This window comes from Aeromicrobium sp. SP1, from assembly GCF_055663785.1.
In genome coordinates this window covers 2,192,605-2,217,709 of record NZ_JBQVVK010000001.1, presented here as the reverse complement: position 1 = coordinate 2,217,709, position 25,105 = coordinate 2,192,605, and the positions used below count along the sequence as shown (strand labels likewise).

16 protein-coding genes are annotated in these 25,105 nt (G+C 69.4%); 13 read left to right on the top strand and 3 right to left on the bottom strand.

Going from position 1 to position 25,105, the window contains the following annotated elements:
* Positions 1-224: 224 nt before the first annotated feature.
* Together rpoB and ACT26F_RS10915 are read left to right on the top strand one after the other, a co-directional pair.
* Positions 225-3,767: a DNA-directed RNA polymerase subunit beta gene (gene rpoB / locus ACT26F_RS10920; RefSeq protein WP_471670558.1), complete on the top strand. Its 3,543-nt coding sequence runs from the start codon at positions 225-227 to the stop codon at positions 3,765-3,767.
* 55 nt (positions 3,768-3,822) lie between these two features.
* Complete coding sequence (locus ACT26F_RS10915) at positions 3,823-7,647, top strand: DNA-directed RNA polymerase subunit beta' (protein ID WP_471670557.1); 3,825 nt, start codon at positions 3,823-3,825, stop codon at positions 7,645-7,647.
* 66 nt (positions 7,648-7,713) lie between these two features.
* Here the strand turns inward: ACT26F_RS10915 and ACT26F_RS10910 are convergent, their stop codons facing one another.
* The gene (locus tag ACT26F_RS10910; protein WP_471670556.1) at positions 7,714-8,865 is read right to left on the bottom strand and encodes an acyltransferase family protein; all 1,152 of its coding nucleotides are present in this window, start codon (positions 8,863-8,865) and stop codon (positions 7,714-7,716) included.
* 107 nt (positions 8,866-8,972) lie between these two features.
* The gene (locus ACT26F_RS10905; protein ID WP_471670555.1) at positions 8,973-10,079 is read right to left on the bottom strand and encodes a hypothetical protein; all 1,107 of its coding nucleotides are present in this window, start codon (positions 10,077-10,079) and stop codon (positions 8,973-8,975) included.
* Between the two features lie 61 nt (positions 10,080-10,140).
* On the opposite strand from ACT26F_RS10905, the gene ACT26F_RS10900 reads away from it, so the two are divergent.
* From ACT26F_RS10900 to ACT26F_RS10850, 11 genes are all read left to right on the top strand, one after another.
* Complete coding sequence (locus ACT26F_RS10900; RefSeq protein ID WP_471670554.1) at positions 10,141-11,439, top strand: hydroxyacid-oxoacid transhydrogenase; 1,299 nt, start codon at positions 10,141-10,143, stop codon at positions 11,437-11,439.
* Between the two features lie 10 nt (positions 11,440-11,449).
* Entirely contained in the window at positions 11,450-12,196 is a 747-nt protein-coding gene (locus tag ACT26F_RS10895; RefSeq protein WP_471670553.1) for a GntR family transcriptional regulator, read from the top strand.
* Positions 12,193-15,036: an FAD-binding and (Fe-S)-binding domain-containing protein gene (locus tag ACT26F_RS10890; protein WP_471670552.1), complete on the top strand. Its 2,844-nt coding sequence runs from the start codon at positions 12,193-12,195 to the stop codon at positions 15,034-15,036. The genes ACT26F_RS10895 and ACT26F_RS10890 overlap by 4 nt, the downstream gene beginning before the upstream one ends.
* 71 nt (positions 15,037-15,107) lie before the next feature.
* Positions 15,108-15,839: a maleylpyruvate isomerase family mycothiol-dependent enzyme gene (locus ACT26F_RS10885; protein WP_471670551.1), complete on the top strand. Its 732-nt coding sequence runs from the start codon at positions 15,108-15,110 to the stop codon at positions 15,837-15,839.
* Positions 15,840-15,936: 97 nt separating this feature from the next.
* Positions 15,937-16,377: a hypothetical protein gene (locus tag ACT26F_RS10880; protein ID WP_471670550.1), complete on the top strand. Its 441-nt coding sequence runs from the start codon at positions 15,937-15,939 to the stop codon at positions 16,375-16,377.
* A gap of 232 nt (positions 16,378-16,609) precedes the next feature.
* Complete coding sequence (gene rpsL / locus ACT26F_RS10875) at positions 16,610-16,984, top strand: 30S ribosomal protein S12 (protein ID WP_019143662.1); 375 nt, start codon at positions 16,610-16,612, stop codon at positions 16,982-16,984.
* Positions 16,984-17,454: a 30S ribosomal protein S7 gene (gene rpsG / locus ACT26F_RS10870; RefSeq protein WP_471670549.1), complete on the top strand. Its 471-nt coding sequence runs from the start codon at positions 16,984-16,986 to the stop codon at positions 17,452-17,454. Before rpsL ends, rpsG begins: the two co-directional genes overlap by 1 nt.
* A 65-nt stretch (positions 17,455-17,519) precedes the next feature.
* Entirely contained in the window at positions 17,520-19,631 is a 2,112-nt protein-coding gene (gene fusA, locus ACT26F_RS10865; RefSeq protein WP_471670548.1) for an elongation factor G, read from the top strand.
* Positions 19,632-19,726: 95 nt separating this feature from the next.
* Complete coding sequence (gene tuf, locus ACT26F_RS10860) at positions 19,727-20,920, top strand: elongation factor Tu (RefSeq protein WP_471670547.1); 1,194 nt, start codon at positions 19,727-19,729, stop codon at positions 20,918-20,920.
* A 75-nt stretch (positions 20,921-20,995) separates the two neighbouring features.
* Entirely contained in the window at positions 20,996-21,904 is a 909-nt protein-coding gene (locus tag ACT26F_RS10855) for a cation diffusion facilitator family transporter (RefSeq protein WP_471670546.1), read from the top strand.
* A gap of 28 nt (positions 21,905-21,932) precedes the next feature.
* On the top strand, positions 21,933-22,583 hold the full coding sequence (locus ACT26F_RS10850; protein WP_471670545.1) for a response regulator: 651 nt from the start codon (positions 21,933-21,935) through the stop codon (positions 22,581-22,583).
* On the opposite strand, the gene ACT26F_RS10845 is transcribed toward ACT26F_RS10850, so the two are convergent.
* Entirely contained in the window at positions 22,543-24,705 is a 2,163-nt protein-coding gene (locus tag ACT26F_RS10845; RefSeq protein ID WP_471670544.1) for a sensor histidine kinase, read from the bottom strand. The genes ACT26F_RS10850 and ACT26F_RS10845 overlap by 41 nt on opposite strands.
* Positions 24,706-25,105: the final 400 nt, after the last annotated feature.

The window sequence follows — 25,105 nt, the reverse complement described above, 5'->3', positions numbered from 1 at the left end:
GATGGAACGCCCGATGTCAAGACCTGGGTTGATTTCGGTGTGTCGATGGGGTTACCATGGAGGTTCGCGCCCACTTTGTCATGCCCTCGGTTCGTCCTGTCCGCTGCGTCAGGACTTGACCGGGCTCCAGAAGCGTGCGCGCCGCGCGGTGAGAACCGCGCGAACAACTGAAGAGTACAGAACCGACACGTTCACCGCATGCGAGTTCCTTGGAAGGACTTCTCTTGGCCGCCTCGCGTACCGCCGCACCCACGAACAACACTTCGCGCATCTCGTTCGCGAAGATCGCAGAACCCCTCGAGGTTCCCGAACTCCTCTCCCTGCAGACCGACAGCTTCGACTGGCTGATCGGCAGCGACGCGTGGCGTGAGCGGGTCGAGGCAGACCTCGCCGCCGGCCGCAACGACGTGTCGACGAAGTCCGGCCTGGAGGAGATCTTCGAGGAGATCAGCCCCATCGAGGACTTCTCGGAGACGATGAGCCTCTCGTTCCGTGACCACCGCTTCGAGCCCGCGAAGTACTCCGTCGAGGACTGCAAGGACCGCGACGTCACGTACGCCGCCCCGCTGTTCGTCACCGCCGAGTTCATGAACAACGAGACCGGCGAGATCAAGTCCCAGACGGTCTTCATGGGTGAGTTCCCGCTCATGACCGACAAGGGCACCTTCATCATCAACGGCACCGAGCGCGTCGTCGTGTCGCAGCTCGTCCGTTCGCCCGGCGTCTACTTCGAGCGCACGCCCGACAAGACGTCCGACAAGGACATCTTCACGTCCCGCGTGATCCCGTCGCGTGGTGCGTGGCTCGAGTTCGAGATCGACAAGCGCGATCTCGTCGGCGTCCGCCTGGACCGCAAGCGCAAGCAGTCCGTCACGATGCTGCTCAAGGCCCTCGGCTTCACCGAGTCGCAGATCCTCGAGACGTTCGGCCAGTACGAGTCGATCCGCCTGACGCTGGAGAAGGACTCGGTCCGCAGCGACATCGTGCGCGAGGAGCTCGAGCGCAAGGCCCGCGACGGCGGCGTCACGACCGAGCAGGTCGACGCCGAGGTCACGAAGCGTTCGCTCATCGACATCTACCGCAAGCTGCGTCCGGGCGAGCCGCCGAGCGTCGAGGCTGCCCAGACCCTGCTGGAGAACTACTACTTCAACCCGAAGCGGTACGACACCGCCAAGGTCGGTCGCCACAAGATCAACAAGAAGATCGGCACCGGCGAGGCGTTCGACCAGCAGACGCTGACCCTCGCGGACATCGTCGCCACGATCACCTACGTGGTCGCGCTGCACGCGGGCGAGACCGAGCTCGAGGCCGCCACCGGCACGATCCCGGTCGAGGCCGATGACATCGACCACTTCGGCAACCGTCGCATGCGCACGGTCGGCGAGCTGATCCAGAACCAGCTCCGCACGGGCCTGGCCCGCATGGAGCGCGTCGTGCGCGAGCGGATGACGACCCAGGACGTCGAGGCGATCACGCCGCAGACCCTGATCAACATCCGTCCGATCACCGCGGCGCTGAAGGAGTTCTTCGGCACCAGCCAGCTGTCGCAGTTCATGGACCAGAACAACCCGCTCGCGGGCCTGACGCACAAGCGTCGTCTGTCGGCCCTCGGCCCGGGTGGTCTGTCGCGTGAGCGCGCCGGCTACGAGGTCCGCGACGTCCACCCGTCGCACTACGGCCGCATGTGCCCGATCGAGACGCCGGAAGGCCCGAACATCGGTCTGATCGGCTCGCTCGCGTCGTTCGGTCGCATCAACGCGTTCGGCTTCGTCGAGACCCCGTACCGCAAGGTCATCGACGACAAGGTGTCCGCGCAGATCGACTACCTGACCGCGACCGACGAGGACCGCTTCATCGTCGCGCAGGCCAACTCGATCCTCAACGAGGACGGCTCGTTCGCCGAGGACCGCGTCCTGGTTCGCCAGCGTGGCGGCGAGGCCGAGCTCCGCCCGGCCAGCGAGGTCGACTACATGGACGTCTCGCCGCGCCAGATGGTGTCGGTGGCCACGGCGCTCATCCCGTTCCTCGAGCACGACGACGCCAACCGCGCGCTCATGGGATCGAACATGCAGCGTCAGGCCGTCCCGCTGATCCGCAACGACGCCCCGCTCGTCGGCACCGGCATGGAGTACCGCGCCGCCGTCGACGCCGGTGACGTGACCGTCGCCAAGAAGGCCGGCGTCGTCAAGGAGGTCTCGGCCGACGCGGTCGAGATCATGGAGGACGAGGGCACGTACACGACGTACCGCCTCGCCAAGTTCCGTCGCTCGAACCAGGGCACCTGCACGAACCAGCGTCCGCTGGTGCGTGAGGGTCAGCGTGTCGAGGTCGGCTCCCCGCTGGCCGACGGCCCGTGCACCGACGAGGGCGAGATGGCGCTCGGCACGAACCTGCTCGTGGCGTTCATGCCGTGGCAGGGCCACAACTACGAGGACGCGATCATCCTGTCCCAGCGAGTCGTCCAGGACGACCTGCTGACCTCGATCCACATCGAGGAGCACGAGGTCGACGCCCGCGACACGAAGCTGGGCCCGGAGGAGATCACGCGCGACGTCCCGAACGTCAGCGAGGAGACCCTGGCCAACCTCGACGAGCGCGGCATCATCCGCATCGGCGCCGAGGTCGGCAACGGCGACATCCTCGTCGGCAAGGTCACGCCCAAGGGCGAGACCGAGCTGACCCCCGAGGAGCGGCTGCTGCGCGCGATCTTCGGCGAGAAGGCGCGCGAGGTGCGCGACACCTCGCTCAAGGTCCCGCACGGCGAGTCCGGCACCGTCATCGGCGTCCGCGTCTTCGACGCGGCCGAGGGTGACGAGCTCAGCCCCGGCGTCAACCAGCTGGTCCGCGTCTACGTGGCCCAGAAGCGCAAGATCAGCCCCGGTGACAAGCTCGCCGGCCGTCACGGCAACAAGGGCGTCATCGCGAAGATCCTGCCCGTCGAGGACATGCCGTTCCTCGAGGACGGCAGCCCGGTCGACATCGTGCTGAACCCGCTGGGCGTGCCCGGCCGCATGAACGTCGGTCAGGTGCTCGAGACCCACCTCGGGTGGATCGCGAAGGCCGGCTGGGAGGTTCCCGCCTCGACGAAGGAGGAGTGGGCCGACCGGTTGCGCAAGATCGGTGCCGACTCCGCCGCTCCGAACACGAACATCGCCACCCCGGTGTTCGACGGTGCGCGCGAGGACGAGATCTCGGGTCTGCTGCGTTCCACGCGTCCGAACCGCGACGGCGACCGCATGGTCCAGCCCGACGGCAAGGCGGTGCTCTTCGACGGTCGTACCGGCGAGAAGTTCCCCGACCCGATCAGCGTGGGCTACATGTACATGCTGAAGCTGCACCACCTGGTCGACGACAAGATCCACGCACGCTCGACGGGCCCGTACTCGATGATCACCCAGCAGCCGCTCGGCGGTAAGGCCCAGTTCGGTGGCCAGCGCTTCGGTGAGATGGAGGTCTGGGCGCTCGAGGCCTATGGCGCCGCGTACGCGCTGCAGGAGCTGCTGACGATCAAGTCCGACGACATCGTCGGCCGCGTCAAGGTGTACGAAGCCATCGTGAAGGGCGAGAACGTTCCCGAGCCGGGCATCCCGGAGTCGTTCAAGGTTCTCGTCAAGGAGATGCAGTCGCTGTGTCTCAACGTCGAAGTGCTTTCGGCCGACGGCACCGCCGTCGAGATGAAGGACTCCGAGGAGGAGTTCTTCCGCGCCGCCGAAGAGCTCGGTATCGACCTGTCCCGCCGCGAGCCGTCGTCCGTCGACGAGCTCTGAGCCGGACTCCACAGAACTTCGACTCCACCTAAATTTTGGAAGGAAAGAAGACACCGTGCTCGATGTGAACTTCTTCGATCAGCTCAAGATCGGTCTCGCGACCGCCGACGACATCCGCAACTGGTCGTTCGGCGAGGTCAAGAAGCCGGAGACGATCAACTACCGCACGCTCAAGCCCGAGCGTGACGGCCTCTTCTGCGAGAAGATCTTCGGTCCCACCCGGGACTGGGAGTGCTACTGCGGCAAGTACAAGCGCGTGCGCTTCAAGGGCATCATCTGCGAGCGCTGCGGCGTCGAGGTGACCCGCAGCAAGGTCCGCCGCGAGCGGATGGGCCACATCGAGCTCGCCGCTCCGGTCACGCACATCTGGTACTTCAAGGGTGTGCCCAGCCGGCTCGGCTACCTGCTCGACCTCGCGCCGAAGGACCTCGAGAAGGTCATCTACTTCGCCGCGTACATGATCACGTCGGTCGACGAGGAGGCGCGTCACCGCGACCTCGACAGCCTCGAGGCGAGGATTCGCCAGGAGGTCGACCAGATCGAGAACCGCAAGAACGACGCGATCAACACCCGCGCCCTCAAGCACGAGGAGGACGTCAAGACGCTCGAGGCCGAGGAGGCCAAGGCTGCGGAGCTGCGCAAGGTCCGCGACGCCGCCGAGCGTGAGATGGGTCAGATCCGCGATCGTCACGACCGCGAGATCGCGCGCATCGAAGAGGTCTGGGACCGCTTCAAGAACCTCAAGGTCCAGGACCTCGAGGGCGACGAGCTGCTCTACCGCGAGATGCAGTACCGCTTCGGCAAGTACTTCGAGGGCTTCATGGGCGCCGCGGCGATCCAGAAGCGTCTGCAGGACTTCGACCTCGACGCCGAGGCCGAGTTGCTGCGCGAGATCATCGCGACGGGCAAGGGTCAGCGCAAGACGCGTGCCCTCAAGCGCCTCAAGGTCGTCTCGGCCTTCATGGGCAGCGAGAACAACCCGGCGGGCATGGTCCTGGACGCCGTCCCGGTGATCCCGCCGGAGCTGCGCCCGATGGTCCAGCTCGACGGTGGTCGTTTCGCGACGTCCGACCTGAACGACCTGTACCGCCGCGTCATCAACCGCAACAACCGCCTCAAGCGACTGCTCGACCTCGGCGCGCCCGAGATCATCGTCAACAACGAGAAGCGGATGCTGCAGGAGGCCGTCGACTCGCTGTTCGACAACGGCCGTCGTGGTCGTCCCGTCACGGGTCCGGGCAACCGCCCGCTCAAGTCGATCTCCGACATGCTCAAGGGCAAGCAGGGCCGGTTCCGTCAGAACCTGCTCGGCAAGCGCGTCGACTACTCCGGCCGTTCGGTCATCGTCGTCGGCCCGCAGCTCAAGCTGCACCAGTGCGGTCTGCCCAAGCAGATGGCGCTCGAGCTGTTCAAGCCGTTCGTGATGAAGCGCCTGGTCGACCTGAACCACGCGCAGAACATCAAGAGCGCCAAGCGCATGGTCGAGCGTGCTCGCCCGGTCGTGTGGGACGTGCTCGAAGAGGTCATCACCGAGCACCCGGTGCTGCTGAACCGTGCACCCACCCTGCACCGCCTCGGCATCCAGGCGTTCGAGCCGCAGCTCATCGAGGGCAAGGCCATCCAGATCCACCCGCTCGTCTGCTCGGCCTTCAACGCCGACTTCGACGGTGACCAGATGGCCGTGCACCTGCCGCTGTCGGCCGAGGCCCAGGCCGAGGCCCGCATCCTGATGCTGTCGACGAACAACATCCTCAAGCCGTCGGACGGCCGACCGGTCACCATGCCCACCCAGGACATGATCATCGGTCTGTACTTCCTCACCCTGGACCGTGACGGTCACGTGGGCGAGGGACGGGCGTTCAGCTCGCCGGCCGAGGCCACGATGGCGTTCGAGCGTGGCGAGATCACGCTGCAGTCCAAGGTGCGGATCCGCAACGAGGGCGAACTGCGCAACACGACCCTCGGTCGCACGATCTTCAACGACGCGCTGCCGCAGGACTACCCGTTCGTCAACTTCCAGGTCGGCAAGAAGGAGCTCGGCGTCATCGTCAACGACCTCGCCGAGCGCTACAGCAAGGTCGACGTGGCGGTGGCCCTGGACAACCTCAAGGACACCGGCTTCCACTGGGCGACGCGCTCCGGCGTGACGATCTCCATGGACGACGTCGTCAGCCCCGAGTCCAAGCCGCAGATCCTGGAGAAGTTCGAGGCCCAGGCCGCGAAGGTCCAGCAGCAGTTCGACCGCGGTCTGATCACCGAGGACGAGCGCCGTCAGGAGCTCATCGAGATCTGGACCCAGGCCACCACCGAGGTCTCCGCCACGATGGAGGAGATGTTCAAGGCCAGCGGTGACAACCCGATCTGGATGATGGTCAACTCCGGCGCCCGCGGCAACATGATGCAGCTGCGTCAGATCGCCGCCATGCGAGGCCTGGTGGCGAACCCGAAGGGCGAGATCATCCCCCGCCCGATCAAGGCGAACTACCGCGAGGGCCTGTCGGTCGTCGAGTACTTCATCGCGACCCACGGCGCCCGAAAGGGCCTCGCCGACACCGCGCTGCGCACGGCCGACTCGGGTTACCTGACCCGTCGTCTGGTCGACGTCAGCCAGGACGTCATCATCCGCGAGGAGGACTGCGGCACCGAGCGTGGTCTGCCGAAGGTCATCGCGACGCGTCTGGACGACGGCACGCTCGTCGCCGCCGAGAACGTCGAGACGTCGGCCTACGCCCGCAACGCGGCGACCGACATCGTGCACCCGGAGACGGGCGAGGTGCTCGTCGCCGCCGGTGAGGACCTCGGCGACGTCGAGATCAACCACCTGATCGCGTCGGGCGTCGAGAGCATCAAGGTCCGTACGGTCCTGACGTGTGACGCCAAGACCGGCACGTGCGCGAAGTGCTACGGCCGTTCGCTGGCGACCGGCAAGCTCGTCGACATCGGCGAGGCCGTCGGCACCATCGCGGCCCAGTCGATCGGTGAGCCCGGCACCCAGCTGACGATGCGTACCTTCCACACCGGTGGTGTGGCCGGCGACGACATCACGCACGGTCTGCCGCGCGTCGTCGAGCTCTTCGAGGCGCGAGTCCCGAAGGGCCAGGCGCCGATCACCGAGGCCGCCGGTCGCGTCACGATCGACGACACCGACAAGGGTCGCAAGCTCGTGGTCACCCCCGACGACGGCGCCGAGCCGCTCGAGTACCCGGTCACCAAGCGTGCCCGTCTGCTCGTGCGCGACGGCGACCAGGTCGAGGTCGGCCAGCAGCTCACGCACGGTACGCCCAACCCGCAGGAGGTTCTGCGGATCCTGGGTGTGCGTCGGGCGCAGGAGCACCTCGTGGACGAGGTCCAGGAGGTCTACCGCAGCCAGGGCGTGGCGATCCACGACAAGCACATCGAGATCATCGTGCGCCAGATGCTCCGTCGCGTGACGGTCATCGAGCAGGGTGACGCGGCGCTCATCCCGGGCGACCTCGCCGATCGTGCGCTGTTCGAGGAGGAGAACCGCCGCGTCGTCGCCGAGGGCGGCACCCCCGCCTCGGGCCGTCCGGTCCTGATGGGCATCACGAAGGCCTCGCTGGCCGTCGAGTCCTGGCTGTCGGCCGCCTCCTTCCAGGAGACGACCCGCGTCCTCACCGAGGCCGCGATCCAGGGCAAGTCGGACTCGCTGCGCGGTCTGAAGGAGAACATCATCATCGGCAAGCTGATCCCGGCCGGCACCGGCCTGGAGCGGTACCGGAACATCCGGGTCGAGCCGACCGAGGAGGCGCGTCAGAACGCCTACGCGGTCACCGGCTACGACAGCTTCGACTACCAGTTCGGTGCGCCGGACTCGGCGCCGGTGGCGTTGGACGACTACGACTTCAGCTTCGACAACTGAGTCACCGCGAAGGGGCCCTGCTTCGGCAGGGCCCCTTCGTCATGTCCGGGTGACCCCGCCGTCGCGTCAGATCAGCCGCGGCGGGTGGACGATCGTCTGCGAGGGCGGGACGATGCGTTCCAGGCCTCGGTCCCACACGTCCGGATGGTCGCCCTGCGCGTGGTAGGTGTCCTCGCGCGGATCGCGGAACATCCACGTCAGTCGCGGCTCGAAGATCGGGCGGAACAGCGTCGCGACGGGCTTGGTCATGAGCAGGTTGGCGACGATGACCGCGGCGACGATGCAGCCGAGCACGGCCCTGGCGCCGTACGGCTCGATGCGCGCCCACAGGTCGAAGTGCCGGTCGAGGCCCAGGATGATGAAGCCGTGCAGCAGGTAGCAGTAGAACGTGCGACCGCCCAGCGCCGTCGTCCACGAGCGGCCGCGCGGCACGAGGGACAGCGCGGCGCACGTGAGCGCGAACGCCACGACGAGCAGCACCCCGCGCACGAGCACCCCCTCGAGTGGGGCGACGCCCAGCTCGTCGTAGCGGGACTTCCACAGCAGCCACGTCGAGGGCCACTGCTCGGAGAGGGGACCGGCGAAGAGCTGGCAGAGCACGAACGAGCCGCCCAGCAGGACGACCGCGGCGACGCGGTTGCTGGTGCGGCCGAGCCACAGGAAGACGCGGCGGTCGAAGTGCAGGCCGATCACGTAGAACGGCAGCAGGCCCAGCACCTTCGGCAGGGCGAGGACGTTCGGGATCTCGATCAGCCCGGCGGCCAGTGAGATCAGCACCGAGGTCGTGATCGGGTACTTCAGGGCCCGCCAGATCGGCGTCGTCAGTCGCCAGATGAACAGCGCCGCGAGGAACCAGCCGAGCCACTGGGGCGACAGGATCATGAGGTGCTCGGGCTCGCCGTCGTAGTGCCGCGTGATCAGCTGCAGGCCGGTCTCGACGATCAGGTAGGGCACGATCAGCGTCGACACGATGCGGCGCACCTGGCGGAAGTCGCCGACGTAGTGCCGTGCCGTGTAGCCCGAGATGAGCACGAAGAAGGGCATGTGGAACAGGTAGATCCACGTGTAGATCCCGCGCGCCGAGTCCATCACGACCAACTCGGTGAGGGAGTGGCCGATGACGACGAGCAGCATGACCCAGTAGCGCGCGTTGTCGAGGTAGGCGACGCGCTCCTTGGGCGACGCCGTCGTCACCGGCAGCGGATCGAGTCGACTCATCGCGCCACCGCCTCGGGAAGTGCAGGGTAGGCCGATGGCGCGATTCGTGATGCTGGATGCATCGCTCGCTGGCGCTCGCTCATCGCCCCGACTCTAGTCGGAGAGCGTCAGGACTTCGGGGTGACGAACAGCGAGAGGTAGTTGCCGCGCGCCGAGAGCGTGTGCACCGTGCGGACGGAGGTGCCGTCGGCGGCCGTGCCCCACGTGGTCACGATGACCTCGTTGAGGTCGGAGATGACGTCGCGGGAGGGGGTGACGTCGCCGAGTCGCGCACTCGTGAACGTGTCGGTGATCTCGGTGGCGATCGAGGCCCGCAGGGTCGTCATCGTGGCGAACTGGGGCCGGGCTCCCGAGAGCAGGACCGTGGCGCTCGTCGGCGGGGTGTAGCCGTCGATCACGGGACCGTCGGAGGGCGCGTCCTCGTCCATCTTCGGCCAGATCCAGCCGGACTCCTCGGTCGTCTCGGTGTCGGGCAGATCGCCCAGGCTCTCGGTGGAGCGATCCTCCTGGCCGGCGCGCGGGTCGCCCACGTACGCGACCGTGAGGGTCATGACCGGGCGCTGCAGCGAGGCGACGTACCCCGTCCGGGTCGTCACGTCGCCCGGGTCGACGGTCAGCTGCACGTGCAGGTCGCGCCCACCGGGAGTCGTCCCCGTGAGGTCGAGCGAGCAGCCGGTGACCCGGCGGTCCTTGGCCGTGCAGTACTGCGAGAGGTCGTCGGTGACGATGCCCGCGTCGGGCAGCAGCACCGACAGCTCGGCCAGGAGCCGGCGCACGACGACGGTCGGCTGGCCGTTGATGCGCATGAGCGAGACGAAGGTGTCCGGCTTGGGCGGGTTCTCGAGCTCCTCGAACGCGTCGCCCTCGGGCTTGTTGTCCTCGGTGGGCGTCGTCGACGGCGTGCTCGGCGTGGGCTCGCTGGCCTGCTCCCGCTCCTCCTCGAGCGCCTTCTCGGCCTGGACGGCCTCGAGCTCGGGCCGGTAGGCCTCGATGAGGCGCTGGCTGCGATAGCGGACCAACGGGCCGAGCTGCACGGCGCCGTCGGGAACGATGAGGCCGTAGGCGATGGGGCTGGCCGGACCGGACTCGTGCGAGTCGATCTCGGGAACCGCCGTCTCGGAGTCGGGTGATCCGGAGGTCGGATCGGCGGTGCAGGCGCCCAGTGCGAGCAACATGATCGCCGCGGCAGCGGCGGCGGTCGTACGGCGGCGCATCGATCCCCTCGGGCAGGTCTGGACTCTCAAGCGTAGCCGGTGGCGTCGTATGGTGATCCCCATGTTCGCGCCCAGCCAGCCCGAAGCCATCTTCACCTACGGTGCGCCCGCCCTGAAGTTCGGACCCGGTGCGCGCCACGAGATCGCCCACGACCTCGGCCGATTCGCCGCGAAGCGGGTCCTGCTCGTGACCGACGCCGGCGTCGCGGCCACCGGGGCACCCGGCGAGCTCGCCGACCAGATCGTCGCGACCGGCGTCGAGGCGATCGTGTACGACGGCACGCGCGTCGAGCCCACCGACGCGAGCCTCCAGGCGGCGATCGAGTTCGCCCGGGCCAACGGCCCCTTCGACGTCGTCCTCGCGGTCGGCGGCGGCAGCAGCATCGACACCGCGAAGGCCGTCAACCTGCTGCTGACCAACGACGGCGAGCTCATGGACTACGTCAACGTGCCGGTCGGCCGCGGCCTGGCGCCCGCGCGTCCCCTGCTGCCGCTCATCGCGGTCCCCACGACGACCGGCACCGGCAGCGAGAGCACGACCATCTGCGTCCTGGACGTCGTCGCCCAACACGTGAAGACCGGGATCTCGCACGCGGCGCTGCGCCCCACGTACGCCGTCGTCGATCCCGAGCTGACGATCACCCAGCCGGCAGGCGTCACGGCCGCCTCCGGACTGGACATCCTGTGTCACGCGCTCGAGAGCTACACCGCGCGGCCGTACACCTCGTACGAGGCGAAGCAGGCGGGGGAGCGGGTGCCCTACTGCGGCTCGAACCCGATCGCCGACCTCTGGTCGGAGAAGGCGCTGACCCTCATGAGCGGCGCGTTCCGCACGGCGGTGCGTCACGGCGACGACGTCGCGGCTCGCGAGCAGATGGCGATGGCGGCGACCTTCGCGGGACTCGGCTTCGGCAACGCCGGCGTCCACATCCCGCACGCCAACGCGTACCCCATCGCGGGGCAGGTCGGTGACTTCCACCCCGGCGACTACCCCGAGCCCGACGGCACGACGGGTCACGGACTCGTGCCGCACGGCATGGCCGTCTCGATGACCGCCCCGGCGGCATTCCGCTTCACCTTCGACGCGGCCCCCGACCGTCACGTGCGGGCGGCGCGGCTGCTCGATCCCGATGCGACGATGCCGTCGGACCCGGCCGAGCTGCTCCCGCAGGTGCTCACCTCGGTGATGCGCGACGTCGGCGTTCCGTCCGGACTGGCCGAGATCGGCTTCGGCGTGGCCGACCTGCCGTCGCTCGCCGAGGGCACGCTCAAGCAGCAGCGGCTGCTCGCGACCGCCCCGCGCGAGGTCACGGAGGACGACGTCGTCTCGATCCTCGGCCAGTCCGTCGAGCTGTGGTGACCACGAGCCCGTGACCGCGCGACCGACCACGACCGACCGGGTGTTCGCGCAGTTGCGCGAGCGCATCGTGTCCGGTGACCTCGTGGCCGGCTCCCAGCACTCGATCTACCGGCTGGCCGAGCAGCTCGAGGTCTCCCGCACCCCGGTGCGCGAGGCGGTCCTGCGCCTGGCCGACCTCGGTCTCGTGTCGGTCGAGCGCAACCGCGGCGTCCGGATCCGCGGGGTGACGGTGGCGGACGTGCGCGAGGTCTTCGAGCTGCGGATGCTGCTGGAGGTCCCGGCAGCGGCGATCGCGGCCCAGCGGGCCGGGTCGGACCTGCGGGCGGCGCTGACGGCGAACGTCGCGGCCATGCGCACTCACGCGACCGCCGTGCGCGAGGCGGCCTTCACGGTCGCCGACCGCGAGTTCCACGGCCTGGTCGCCTCGGCGATGTCCAACCCGCGCCTCGTGGACGAGGTGTCCCGCCTGCGGGACTCGATCCAGGCGCGTGGCGTGTCCACCTTCGGTCGCTCCCGACCACTCACGGAGGTCGCCGCCGAGCACGCCCCGGTGGCCGAGGCGATCGGTCGGCGCGAGCCGCGGGCCGCGGCGATCGCGATGGCCGACCATCTCGAGCACACCGGAACGCTCCTGATGGGTCAGGTGGCCGCGGGGGAGTCGGTGGAGACGGGCTGGGCGACCGGCGTGCGGGTGGCCCTCGGCGCCGGAGGCAGTAGCATGCTACTGAACACCACTCCGGACGAAGGACCTCCGTGACCGCCTCCCTGCTCGACGCCGGCCGTCAGGCCTCCGGCGACATCGTCGCCGCCCTGCGGCGTTCCGGTGTGCGCGACGTCGACGACTCCTCGCTCACGCGGGCGCTCTACAGCTCGGACGCCTCGCTCTACCGCGTCGAGCCGCGGGTCGTCGTGCGTCCGCACGACCGGGACGAGGTCTATGCGGTCGTCGAGGCCTGCCACGCGACCGGCACACCGCTGACCTCTCGCGGCGCCGGCACCTCGATCGCCGGGAACGCGATCGGGACGGGCGTCGTCCTGGACTTCTCGCGGCACATGAACCGGGTGCTGGCCGTGGACGAGGCGACGCGGACCGCGGAGGTCCAGCCCGGCGTCGTCCACGCGGTCCTGCAACGTGCCGCGGCGCCGCTCGGGCTGCGCTACGGACCCGATCCCTCGACCCACACGCGCTGCACGGTCGGCGGGATGATCGGCAACAACGCGTGCGGCAACCGCGCGCTCGGCTACGGCCGCAGCGCCGACAACGTGACGGCGCTCGACCTGCTGACGATCTCGGGGGAGCGGCTGCAGGTCGGCCGGGACGTCGAGGTCTCCTCCGAGCGGCTCGAGGGACTCCGGTCGCTCGTGGCCGCGAACCTCGCGACGATCCGCACCGAGTTCGGCCGCTTCGGCCGGCAGGTCTCGGGGTACGGCCTCGAGCACCTGCTGCCCGAGAAGGGCTTCGACGTGGGCTCCTTCATGGCCGGCACGGAGGGCACCCTGGCCGTGATGCTCGGCGCGACGGTCGATCTCGTGCGCGACGCGGCGGTGCGCCATCTCGTGCTGCTGTCCTACCCGACGATGGCCGATGCGGCCGACCACGTCCCCGCCCTACTGCCCTTCGAGCCCGTCGCGTGCGAGGGTCTCGGCGGGCGCATCGTCGAGGTCTACCGCCGGGCCCACGGCGCCTCCTCCGTGCCCGAGCTGCCGGCCGGCGACGGGTTCCTCTACGTCGAGCTCGCCGGTGAGGATCCCGCCGAGCTGCAGGCGCGGGGTGAGCGGGTCGTCCGGGCCTCCGGCGCACTGGGACACCGCCATGTCACGTCCCCGGTCGAGCAGGCAGTCCTGTGGCGCATCCGCGAGGAGGGCGCCGGACTAGCGTCCCGCGCGTGGGACCGACCTGCCCTCTCCGGCTGGGAGGACGCCGCCGTCCCGCCCGAGCGGCTCGGCGCCTACCTGCGTCGCTTCGAGGAGCTGCTCGTCCAGCACGACCTGCACGGCACTCCCTTCGGCCACTTCGGGGACGGCTGCGTCCACGTGCGGATCGACTTCCCGCTCGACGCGCCCGAGGGCCGGCGCGGCTTCCGCTCGTTCCTCACCGACGCGGCGACCCTCGCCGCCGAGCACGGCGGCTCGTTCTCTGGCGAGCACGGCGACGGCCGGGCGCGGTCCGAGCTGCTGCCGCTCATGTACTCGCCCGAGGCCATCGGCCTGTTCGAGCAGGTCAAGGCCGTCTTCGATCCCGACGACCTGCTCAACCCCGGCGTGCTCGTGCGCCCGCGACCGCTCGACGCCGACCTGCGCAGCATGGGAACCGGCTGGCCGGCAGGTCTGCCCGCGCAGCGTCAGGGCCTCCGCCTGCTGCACGACGGCGGTGACTTCGGGTCCGCCGTCCACCGGTGCACGGGCGTCGGCAAGTGCCTCGCGGCCCCCGGCGCGGGAGTCATGTGTCCCTCGTTCCAGGCGACCCGGGACGAGAAGTCCTCCACCCGGGGCCGCGCGCGCGTGCTGCAGGAGATGGTCGACGGCCGGCTCGTGGACGGCGGCTGGTCCAGCCCCGAGGTGCACGAGGCGCTCGACCTGTGCCTCTCGTGCAAGGGCTGCCTGGGCGACTGCCCCACGGGCGTCGACATGGCCAGCTACAAGTCCGAGGTGCTGCACCAGACCTACAAGGGCCGGTGGCGGCCGCGCAGCCACTACGTCCTCGGCCGGCTGCCGATGTGGGCCCGGCTCGGGGCACCGTTCGCACGGCTGACGAACCTCGCACTGCGCATCCCCGGCATCGTCCATCTCGCGCGGTGGATGGCCGGAGTCGACCAGCGACGCAGCCTGCCGTCGTTCGCGACCCGGACCCTGACCAAGGAGCTCGCCGGCACGACGCGGGCCACCGGTGGCGAGCCCGTGCTGGTCTGGACCGACTCCTTCACGGAGTACTTCTCCACCGACGCCGGACGCGCCGCCGTGCGGCTGCTCGAGGCGAACGGGTACGAGGTGCGGTTCCTCGAGCGCCAGCAGTGCTGCGGCCTGACCTGGATCTCGACCGGTCAGCTCGACACGGCGGCCGAGCTCGCGGGCGCCGCGGTCGAGCAACTGCACCCGTTCGTCGCCGAGGGCATTCCGGTCGTCGGTCTCGAGCCTTCCTGCCTGGCCGTCCTGCGCTCCGACGGCGTCGAGCTCGTCGACGACCCGCGCGCGGCCGAGGTCGCGCAGGGTGTCTTCACGCTCGCCGAGCTGCTGGGCCGCCGCGAGGACCTCGTCGTCCCCGACCTGAGCGGGCGCACGCTCGTGGTCCAGCCGCACTGCCACCAGAACTCCGTGATCGGCTTCGACGCCGACCTTCAGCTGCTCTCACGCACCGGCGCGACCGTGAAGCGCGTGGGCGGCTGCTGTGGCCTGGCCGGGAACTTCGGCGTGGAGAAGGGGCACTACGAGGTCTCGGTCGCGGTCGCCGAGCAGCAGCTGCTGCCGGCCATCCGCGAGGCCGGCGACGACGTGATCGTCGTCGCCGACGGCTTCAGCTGCCGCACCCAGCTCGACGACCTCGCCGGCCTTCGCGCCGTCCACCTGGCCGAGCTCCTGCTCGGTGAGCGCTGGCAGTGACGTTCGAGGGCACTTCTGCGTCGAAACCCCCTTCGAACGTCACTGCCAGCGGCCCCGGGCAGGATGGGGCCATGGACGACCCGCTGATCCTGCTCGGCCGTGAGTTGGCCGCCGTCGCCGAGCTCGCCGGACGCGTCGCCGGCGACGAACCGGTCCCCGCGTGCCCCGGCTGGACGACCGGCGACCTGATCGCCCACCTGGGCGCGATCCACCGCTGGGCGGCGGCGATCGTGCTGTCCGGCCAGCGGATCGCCGACGAACCGGTCCCGATCGTCACCGAGCCGCTCGACGAGTGGTACGCGGGCACCGCGACGGCACTCATCGCCGCACTGCAGGCGGTCGACCCGGACGAGCCGACGCCCAACTTCTCGCGCGGCGACGAGGTCGCCGCGTTCTGGCCGCGGCGACAGCTGCACGAGACGTGCGTGCACCGCGTCGACCTCCTGCAGGCCCTCGGCCGGTCCGAGCTGGCGTGGGACGTCGACCCCGAGGTCGCCGCCGACGGGATCGCGGAGGTCGTGCGGGTGTTCGGCCGGCGGATGACCGAGCGCGGGCACCGCCCGGCGGTCCACGCGCCGATCCGGCTCCACGCCACCGACCTCGACCGCGAGTGGATCGTCGCCCCCGACCCGGACGACCCGCAGGGGCCGCCACGTCTCGTCCTGCACGAGGTCGAGGTCGAGGGCGAGGCCATCGGCACCGCCGCCGACCTGTACCTCGCGATCTGGGGCCGCCAGCCCGCCGCGGTCGTCCAGCCCACGGGCGCCGCCGAGGCATGGTTCGCTCATCCCCGGGTGCCCTGAGGAGCGAATTCGCGCGCGGATGTCCGAGAAGCGCGGCTGGGTGCTCATGAGTCCTGACCCGGACCCCGGCCGGGCACCTGACCGAAGGACACCCGTCGTGAATCGTCTGCGCGCCCTGGGCGTCGCCATGCTGATGGGCCTCGCCCTGGCTCTCGTGGCGCGCTCGCTCATGTTCCTGTTGACGTGGCTCGAGTCGGAGCAGAGCGAGTTCAGCTGGGTCGGCACCGGCCTCATCGCCGTCTTCTTCGTGCTGGCCGCCGTCGGCAGCGCCTTCGCCGGCTCCCTGTCCCTGCCGTGGTGGTGTCGGGTGCCGGTCCTGGTCGTGACGGGTCTGCCGCTGGTCGCCACGTCGATCAGCATCGGTCTGGCCGAGGTGGGGTTCGCGCGCGAGGACGACATGGCGATGGGCGTCGTGTGGACGATCGCCGCCACGATCTGGCTCGTCGTCGTCCTCGACCTCGTGCTGCCGTGGCGCCGTGGGCGAGTCGTCCGTCAGGGCGCCGCGCCGACCCACGTCGGGGCGCAGCGCGTACCGTGATCGGACCGGCCCCCACGGCCCCGGGGCGATTTGTCCCCGCGCGGCGGGCTCGGGTAGTATGGGTCATCGTGCCTGACGTGAGTCGGCGCAACGTTCGAACGGACAAGGGCCCCTGGCCCGATGATCCGTGATCACAGGGGCCGGATGCCGCTGCGGTGGAGAACGAGGAAGACCCGCGAGGCGGCATGCGCGCCCGCGATCGTAATCGGGAGAAGTCCCAGAAAGAGGCACTGTGCCCACCATCAACCAGCTTGTCCGCAAGGGCCGCCAGAGCAAGGTCGTCAAGACCAACACGCCGGCCCTGAAGGGTTCGCCCCAGCGTCGTGGCGTGTGCACGCGTGTGTACACCACGACCCCGAAGAAGCCGAACTCCGCACTGCGGAAGGTTGCTCGTGTCCGGCTGTCCAGTGGCACCGAGGTGACCGCCTACATCCCCGGCGAGGGCCACAACCTGCAGGAGCACTCGATCGTGCTCGTGCGCGGTGGTCGTGTGAAGGACCTCCCGGGTGTCCGCTACAAGATCATCCGCGGCTCGCTCGACACGCAGGGCGTGAAGGGCCGCAAGCAGGCTCGCAGCCGTTACGGCGCGAAGAAGGAGAAGAGCTGATGCCTCGCAAGGGTCCCGCTCCCAAGCGTGCCATCGAGACCGATCCGGTCTATGGCAGCCAGCTGGTCACCCAGCTGATCAACAAGATCCTGCTCGACGGCAAGAAGCAGGTCGCGCAGCGCATCGTCTACAACGCCCTCGAGGGCACCCGTGAGAAGTCCGGCACCGATCCGGTCATCACGCTCAAGCGCGCGCTCGACAACGTCAAGCCCAGCCTCGAGGTCAAGAGCCGCCGCGTCGGCGGTGCGACCTACCAGGTGCCGGTCGACGTCCGTCCGGGCCGCCAGACCACGCTGGCCCTGCGCTGGCTGGTCAAGTACAGCTCCGAGCGTCGCGAGAAGACGATGTCCGAGCGCCTCATGAACGAACTGCTCGACGCCAGCAACGGTCTGGGCGCCAGCGTCAAGAAGCGCGAGGACACCCACAAGATGGCCGAAGCCAACAAGGCGTTCGCCCACTACCGCTGGTGATCGCGAGCGCGACGACCTCGCGCTCGACCACCATCCCCCACATCTCGTAAAGGCTGAGACCACACGTGGCAACCGACATCACGACCGACCTGACTCGCGTCCGCAACATCGGCATCATGGCGCACATCGATGCCGGCAAGACCACCACGACCGAGCGCATCCTCTTCTACACCGGCATCAACTACAAGATCGGTGAGGTCCACGAGGGTGGCGCCACGATGGACTGGATGGAGCAGGAGCAGGAGCGCGGCATCACGATCACGTCGGCCGCGACGACCTGCTGGTGGAAGAACCACCAGATCAACATCATCGACACGCCCGGCCACGTCGACTTCACGGTCGAGGTCGAGCGCTCGCTGCGCGTCCTCGACGGTGCCGTCGCCGTGTTCGACGGTGTCGCCGGCGTCGAGCCGCAGTCCGAGACCGTCTGGCGTCAGGCCGACAAGTACGGCGTCCCGCGCATGTGCTTCGTCAACAAGCTCGACCGCACGGGCGCCTCGTTCGACTTCTGCGTCAAGACCATCCGCGAGCGCCTCGGCGCGACGCCGCTGGTCCTGCAGCTGCCGATCGGCTCGGAGGGTGACTTCCTCGGTGTCGTCGACCTCGTGGGCATGCGTGCCCTGACCTGGCGCGGCGAGACCGCGGTGGGCGAGGACTACACGATCGAGGAGATCCCGGCCGAGCTGGCCGACGCCGCCGAGGAGGGCCGTGAGGCCCTGCTCGAGACGCTGTCGGACGTCGACGACGAGATCGCCGAGCTGTTCCTCGAGGGTGAGGACATCTCCGTCGACATCCTCAAGGCCGCGATCCGTCGCGCGACCCTGGCGGCCAAGCTCAACCCGGTCCTGTGTGGCACCGCGTTCAAGAACAAGGGCGTGCAGCCCCTGCTCGACGCGGTCGTCGACTTCCTGCCCAGCCCCGTCGACGTCGGCGCGGTCACGGGTCACAGCGCCAAGGACGAGTCGGTCGAGGACAGCCGCGAGCCGTCCGACGAGGCCCCGTTCGCCGGTCTGGCCTTCAAGATCGCCACCGACCCGCACCTGGGCAAGCTGACCTTCGTGCGCGTCTACTCGGGTCGCCTCGAGGCCGGCACGATGGTGCTCAACGTGACCAAGGGCCGCAAGGAGCGGATCGGCAAGGTCTACCAGATGCACGCGAACAAGCGTGAGGAGATCGCGTCGGTCGGTGCCGGTCAGATCGTGGCCGTCATGGGCCTCAAGGACACCACCACGGGCGAGACCCTGGCGGATGCTTCGAACCCGATCGTGCTCGAGTCGATGACGTTCCCCGACCCGGTCATCCAGGTCGCCATCGAGCCCAAGACCAAGAGCGACCAGGAGAAGCTCGGCGTCGCGATCCAGAAGCTCGCCGAGGAGGACCCGACGTTCCAGGTCCACACCGACGAGGAGACCGGTCAGACGATCATCGCCGGCATGGGCGAGTTGCACCTCGACATCCTGGTCGACCGCATGAAGCGCGAGTTCAAGGTCGAGGCCAACGTCGGCAAGCCGCAGGTCGCGTACCGCGAGACCATCAAGCGCAAGGTCGACGGCGTCTCCTACACGCACAAGAAGCAGACCGGTGGCTCGGGCCAGTTCGCCAAGGTCATCATCGGCATCGAGCCCACCGGCTCGGTCGTCGGCGGTGAGGGCGGCTACGAGTTCTCCAACGAGGTCTCCGGTGGCCGCGTCCCGCGCGAGTACATCCCCTCGGTCGACGCCGGTGCCCAGGACGCGATGCAGTTCGGCATCCTGGCCGGGTACCCGATGGTCGACGTGAAGGTCACGCTCGAGGACGGCGCCTACCACGACGTCGACTCGTCGGAGCTCGCGTTCAAGCTCGCCGGCTCGATGGCCTTCAAGGAGGCTGCGCGCAAGGCCGATCCGGTCCTGCTCGAGCCGATGTTCGCCGTGGAGGTCACGACGCCCGAGGACTACATGGGCGACGTGATCGGCGACCTCAACTCCCGCCGTGGACAGGTTCAGTCCATGGAGGAGGGCTACGGCGGCGCCAAGATGATCAAGGCGCTCGTGCCGCTGTCCGAGATGTTCGGGTACGTGGGTGACCTGAGGTCCAAGACCTCCGGCCGCGCGTCGTACTCGATGCAGTTCGACTCCTACGCCGAGGTTCCCAAGAACGTCGCGGAAGAGATCATCAAGAAGGCCCGCGGCGAGTAACCGTCGGTCCATCACATAAGGTGGCCGTTGGTTCGTCGCGAACCGCACGGCGTTTCAAGTCAACAAGCTAGAAATATCAACTCAGGAGGGCCCCAGTGGCTAAGGCGAAGTTCGAGCGGACCAAGCCGCACATGAACATCGGCACCATCGGTCACATCGACCACGGTAAGACGACGCTGACCGCGGCGATCACCAAGGTGCTGCACGACAAGTACCCGGATCTGAACGAGGCCTCGGCCTTCGATCAGATCGACAAGGCTCCGGAGGAGCGTCAGCGCGGTATCACGATCTCGATCGCTCACGTTGAGTACCAGACCGAGAACCGTCACTACGCGCACGTCGACTGCCCGGGTCACGCCGACTACGTCAAGAACATGATCACCGGCGCGGCGCAGATGGATGGCGCGATCCTCGTGGTCGCCGCCACCGACGGCCCCATGCCGCAGACCCGTGAGCACGTCCTCCTGGCCCGCCAGGTTGGCGTCCCCGCGATGGTCGTCGCGCTCAACAAGTGCGACATGGTCGACGACGAGGAGATCCTCGAGCTCGTCGAGCTCGAGGTCCGCGAGCTGCTCAGCGAGCAGGAGTTCGACGGTGACAACGTCCCGGTCGTCAAGGTCGCCGCTCACCCGGCGCTCCAGGGCGACGCCAAGTGGGGCGAGTCGATCATCGAGCTGATGAACGCGGTCGACGAGTACATCCCGCTGCCCCCGCGTGACACGGACAAGCCGTTCCTCATGCCGGTCGAGGACGTCTTCACGATCACCGGTCGTGGCACCGTCATCACCGGTCGTATCGAGCGCGGCGTCGTCAAGGTCAACGAGACCGTCGACATCGTCGGCATCCGCGAGGACAAGCAGACCACCACGGTCACGGGCATCGAGATGTTCCGCAAGCTCCTCGACGAGGGCCAGGCGGGCGAGAACGTCGGCCTGCTGCTGCGTGGTACGAAGCGCGAGGACGTGGAGCGCGGCATGGTCGTCATCGCTCCGGGTTCGACCACCCCGCACACCGACTTCGAGGGTCAGGTCTACATCCTCTCGAAGGAGGAGGGTGGCCGTCACACGCCGTTCTTCAACAACTACCGTCCGCAGTTCTACTTCCGCACCACGGACGTCACCGGCGTCGTCACGCTGCCCGAGGGCACCGAGATGGTCATGCCCGGCGACAACACCGAGATGACGGTCGAGCTGATCCAGCCGATCGCCATGGAGGAGGGCCTGCGCTTCGCCATCCGCGAGGGCGGCCGTACCGTCGGCGCCGGCCGTGTCACGAAGATCAACAAGTGATCGTCTGACACGTACTGCGTGAGAACCCCCGGGCTTCGGCCCGGGGGTTCTTCGTTTCCCACCTATCCTGAAACCGTGGGACACGATCACGCGCACGGCACGGGAGTGCGGCACCGCGGGCGGCTGACGCTCGTGCTCGCGCTGACCGTCGGCGTCCTGGTCCTGCAGGTCGTCGTTGGCCTGCTCAGCGGCTCCCTCGCGCTGCTCGCCGATGCGGGCCACATGCTGAGCGACTCCTTCGGACTCGTCCTGGCGCTCGCCGCGATCTCCGTCGCCCAGCGTCCGGGAGGACGCCGGCGGACGTACGGGTTCCACCGCACCGAGGTGCTCGCGGCCGGGGTCAACGGCCTCGTCCTGCTCGGCATCTGCGCCGCGATCGTGGTCGGCGCGGTGCGCCGGCTCGACGATCCGCCGCACGTGGCCGGCTGGTCGGTCCTGGTCACCGGCGCGATCGGTCTGACCGTGAACGTCATCGGGCTGTTCCTGCTCAAGGACGGTGCCCAGGAGAGCGTCAACGTCCGCGGTGCCTACCTCGAGGTCCTCGGCGACGCGCTCGGCTCGGTCGCCGTGATCGCCTCCGCGATCGTGATCGTGGCGACCGGCTGGTACGTCGCGGACCCGATCGCCTCGCTGCTGATCGCGGCGCTCGTGGTGCCCCGTGCGGTCTCGTTGCTGCGCGACGTCGTCGAGGTCCTGCTCGAGGCCAGCCCCCGCGAGGTCGACCTCGAGGAGTTGCGCCGCCACATCGTCGGAGTCGACGGCGTCGCCGACGTGCACGACCTGCACGTGTGGACGATCACGAGCGGCATGCCCGTCATGAGCGCGCACGTGGTCGTCGACGACTCGGTGCTGGGCATGGCCGAGGCGCACGCCGTGCTCGACCGGTTGCGGGGCTGCCTCCAGGACCACTTCGACGTCGAGCACTCGACCTTCCAGATCGAGCCCACCGGCCACGCCGACACCGAGAGGCACGCCCACCGATGAACGAGCGCCAGCACGTGAGCGATGCACCATGAGCAGTCCCGAGATCACGGTCGCCGCCGTCGACGACCACCCCGTCGTCCTGTCCGGGATCGGGGCGGCGCTGACGGCCGCCGATCCGGGACTACGCGTCCTCGCGGTCGCCGTGTCGACCGATCAGCTCCTCGCCGGCCCCGGTGCCGAGGCCGACGTCGTCCTGCTGGACCTGTCGATGGACCGCCCGGCCGGCCAGAGTGCCGTGACGGACGTGCGCCGGTTGAGGGCCAACGGCGCCACGGTGCTGCTGTTCACCTCCGAGGACCGGCCCGTCCCGATCCGGCGCGCCGTCGCCGCGGGAGCGTCGGGCCTCGTGCTCAAGGTCGATCCGATCGAGACGATCGTCGCGGCGATCCGTGACGCCGTGTCGGGCGAGCTCGCCTGCTCGGGCGCCCTGGCCCACGCCCTGCTGACGGATGCGTCACTCGTGACGCGGCTGTCGCCGCGCCAGGTGCAGATCCTGCAGGAGATCTCCGAGGGCCTGTCCTACCGGGCGATCGCGCGAAGTCTGGCGATCAGCGAGTCGACGGTGCGCGAGCACCTCAACCGGGCGGTCGCGGCCTATCGCGAGCGGGGGATCGAGGCGGGCAACGCCCATGCCCTCGTCACCGCTGCTCGTGAGGAAGGCCATCTGGACCGCCAGTAGCGACCCGGACCCGCGCGATCTCGTCGTCACCGTCCAGGGCGACGTCCCAGTGCGCGTTGAGTGCCGTGAGCTCGGCGCGCCGGGACGGCTCGGGCGTCGGCGAGATCGTCACGATGATCCCGGGCCGGCCGTCCGCGCGCCGCGTGACCACGACCGCGCGGGGCAGCCGGGGGCGCAGGATGATCGCGACGATGGCGCTGATCGCGTCCACCTCCGCGGGCGTCACCGTCCCGGTGCGCAGTGCCACGGACGTGCCCGACCACCGCGCATGGTCGACGAGCGTCCGGGCGGCGCGGCCGAGCGCACCCGGGGCGGTGAGCTCGTCGCGCAGTCGCTGCGCCAGCACGCCGGCCTGTCTGGCCACCGCGGGATCGGTCGAGACGGAGTCCCCGGCGGCGACGTCGCGCAGCAGTGCACGCACCTCGAACTCGGCCTCGCCGAGGCGCTCGGTCAGGTAGGCGCGGCGCAGCTGGAGGCGCTGGTTGTCCAGGACCTCACGGGACATCTCCTCCTGGGCGCGCGTCGCGACGTTCCCGACCCGGGCGATCGCGAAGGCCGAGATCAGGAAGATCGCCGCGTGCAGGCCCGGCTGGGTCGCGACCGCGAGCACGTCCGTCGGACCCAGGGTCGGATCGTGCTGGGCCCACGCCAGCACGACGCCGCAGTAGGCGGCCGCGCCACCCACGACGCTCCACACGGGGCCGACGAGGGCCAGGACGACCAGCGGGACCTCACACAGGCCCACGATCCACGACTCGAATCCCAGCAGCGCCCCGGGACCGGCCAGGAACAGTCCGAACGCGACGACCGGTGGCGGGACGAGGACGCAGCCCCACACGAGCGGCAGCGAGAGGGGAGCGCGCACGGCTCGCCACAGCAGGACGACGCTCGCCACCAGGACCACGGTGCCGAGCCGGTGCGCCGCCGCGGGATGGGGGCCGGGATGGGCGGCGAGCATCGCCACCTGCCCGAGCATCAGGAAGGCGGGATAGCCCCACACGATGACGCGCAGGTCGCCGACGGCCGTCCTCAGGTCGATCCAGCGCGAGCCGGCGTCGCGGTTGCCGCGGGGGGAGGCGGACCAGCGCAGGCGCACGGTCGTGCCCTCGCCGACGGCCGACGTGATCTCGGTCGTGCCACCGACCTCGGCGACGCGGGAGCGCACCGAGACGTCCAGGCCGAACCCCCGGGCCGACGCGAGGTCGAACCCCGCGCCCTGGTCGATCACCTCGATCGTCACGTCCTTCGGGCCGCCGCTGACCCGCACGGTCGCCGTGTCGACGCCCGCATGGCGCACGACGTTCCGCAGGGCCTCGTGGGCCGCGTCGAACAGAGCCGTCGTGACGGCCGGCGGCAGGTCCTGACCGACCTCGCCGTCCGGGGCCTCGATCGCGACGTCGATGCCCAACTCCGAGCCCGACAGCGTCCAGCTCGCGTCGCTGCTGCCGGGGGCGGTCGAGTCGAGGGCCGTCAGCGCCGCCGCCGCGGCCGTGGCGGCGACACGAGGGTCGGACCGGGTCTGGATGAGCGCCAACGCGCCGATCAGGTGGTCGTGCAGCAGCCGACGTGCCGCGAGGAGCGCGTCGGTGGCGGCGTGCCGGTCCTCCGCGGCGCGGCGCACGTCGCGCTGCTGGGAGGCCGCCTCGTCCGAGCGGCGGGCCGACCGGCGCAAACCCCACAGCACCGTCGCCGTCCCGGCCGCGGTCGACGCCGCGGCGATGACCTCGAGGGCCAGGCCCAGCGGCTCGACGCGACCGATGTGGGTCACGACGTACACGACCAGGAGCAGCACGACGACGATCCACGCGCGCACGGCAGGCAGCACCGCGAGCGTCACGAGCACCGCGGCGACGAGCACGAGGTAGCCCGGATGGGAGTCGCCCCCGGACCCGCTGGGGAGCCGGTGCTCCTCGAACGTCTGCAGGACGAGGGCGCCGAGCATGAGCACGACGTCGAGCGCACTGCCGCGGGTCGTCACCAGCCTCAGGCCGGTCAGCACCATGAGCCCGACGACGATCGCGGTGAGCGTGGTCGGGTCGCGGACCGTGAGCGCGGCGAGCACGAAGACCGCGACGGAGACCATGCGCTGCAACCAGCAATCGGTCTCCTCGGCCCAACCCACGAGCGCACACTAGTCGCGCGGACGGGCCGCCGAGGGCGGTTCGGAGAAGTCCGTGAATCCGCTGACACGCCGGGCGCATGCTCCCGTCGTGACCCGATTTGTGTTTGCCCTGCCGCGTCTGTCAGAATGGTCAGGTTGCCCCGGCATGGTTGCGGTGGCTTCAGCGGTCGGGAACTCACGCCCGGCTCAACGCCGAAGCCGATCCCGAGACCGTGTTGTCCGGCCAGCCGCCCTGCATCGCGGAGCGGAGCCGGTCCAACCACCTAACTCGAGAAGTGTGTGAGCTCTGTGCGCGTCAGCGCCGCGACACGCCCGACCTCGGGGAATGGAGTCAGGGGGGCGATGCCACCCCCGAACCCGGGGACGGCGACGCAAAGACGAACGTAAAGGACGAGCGAGA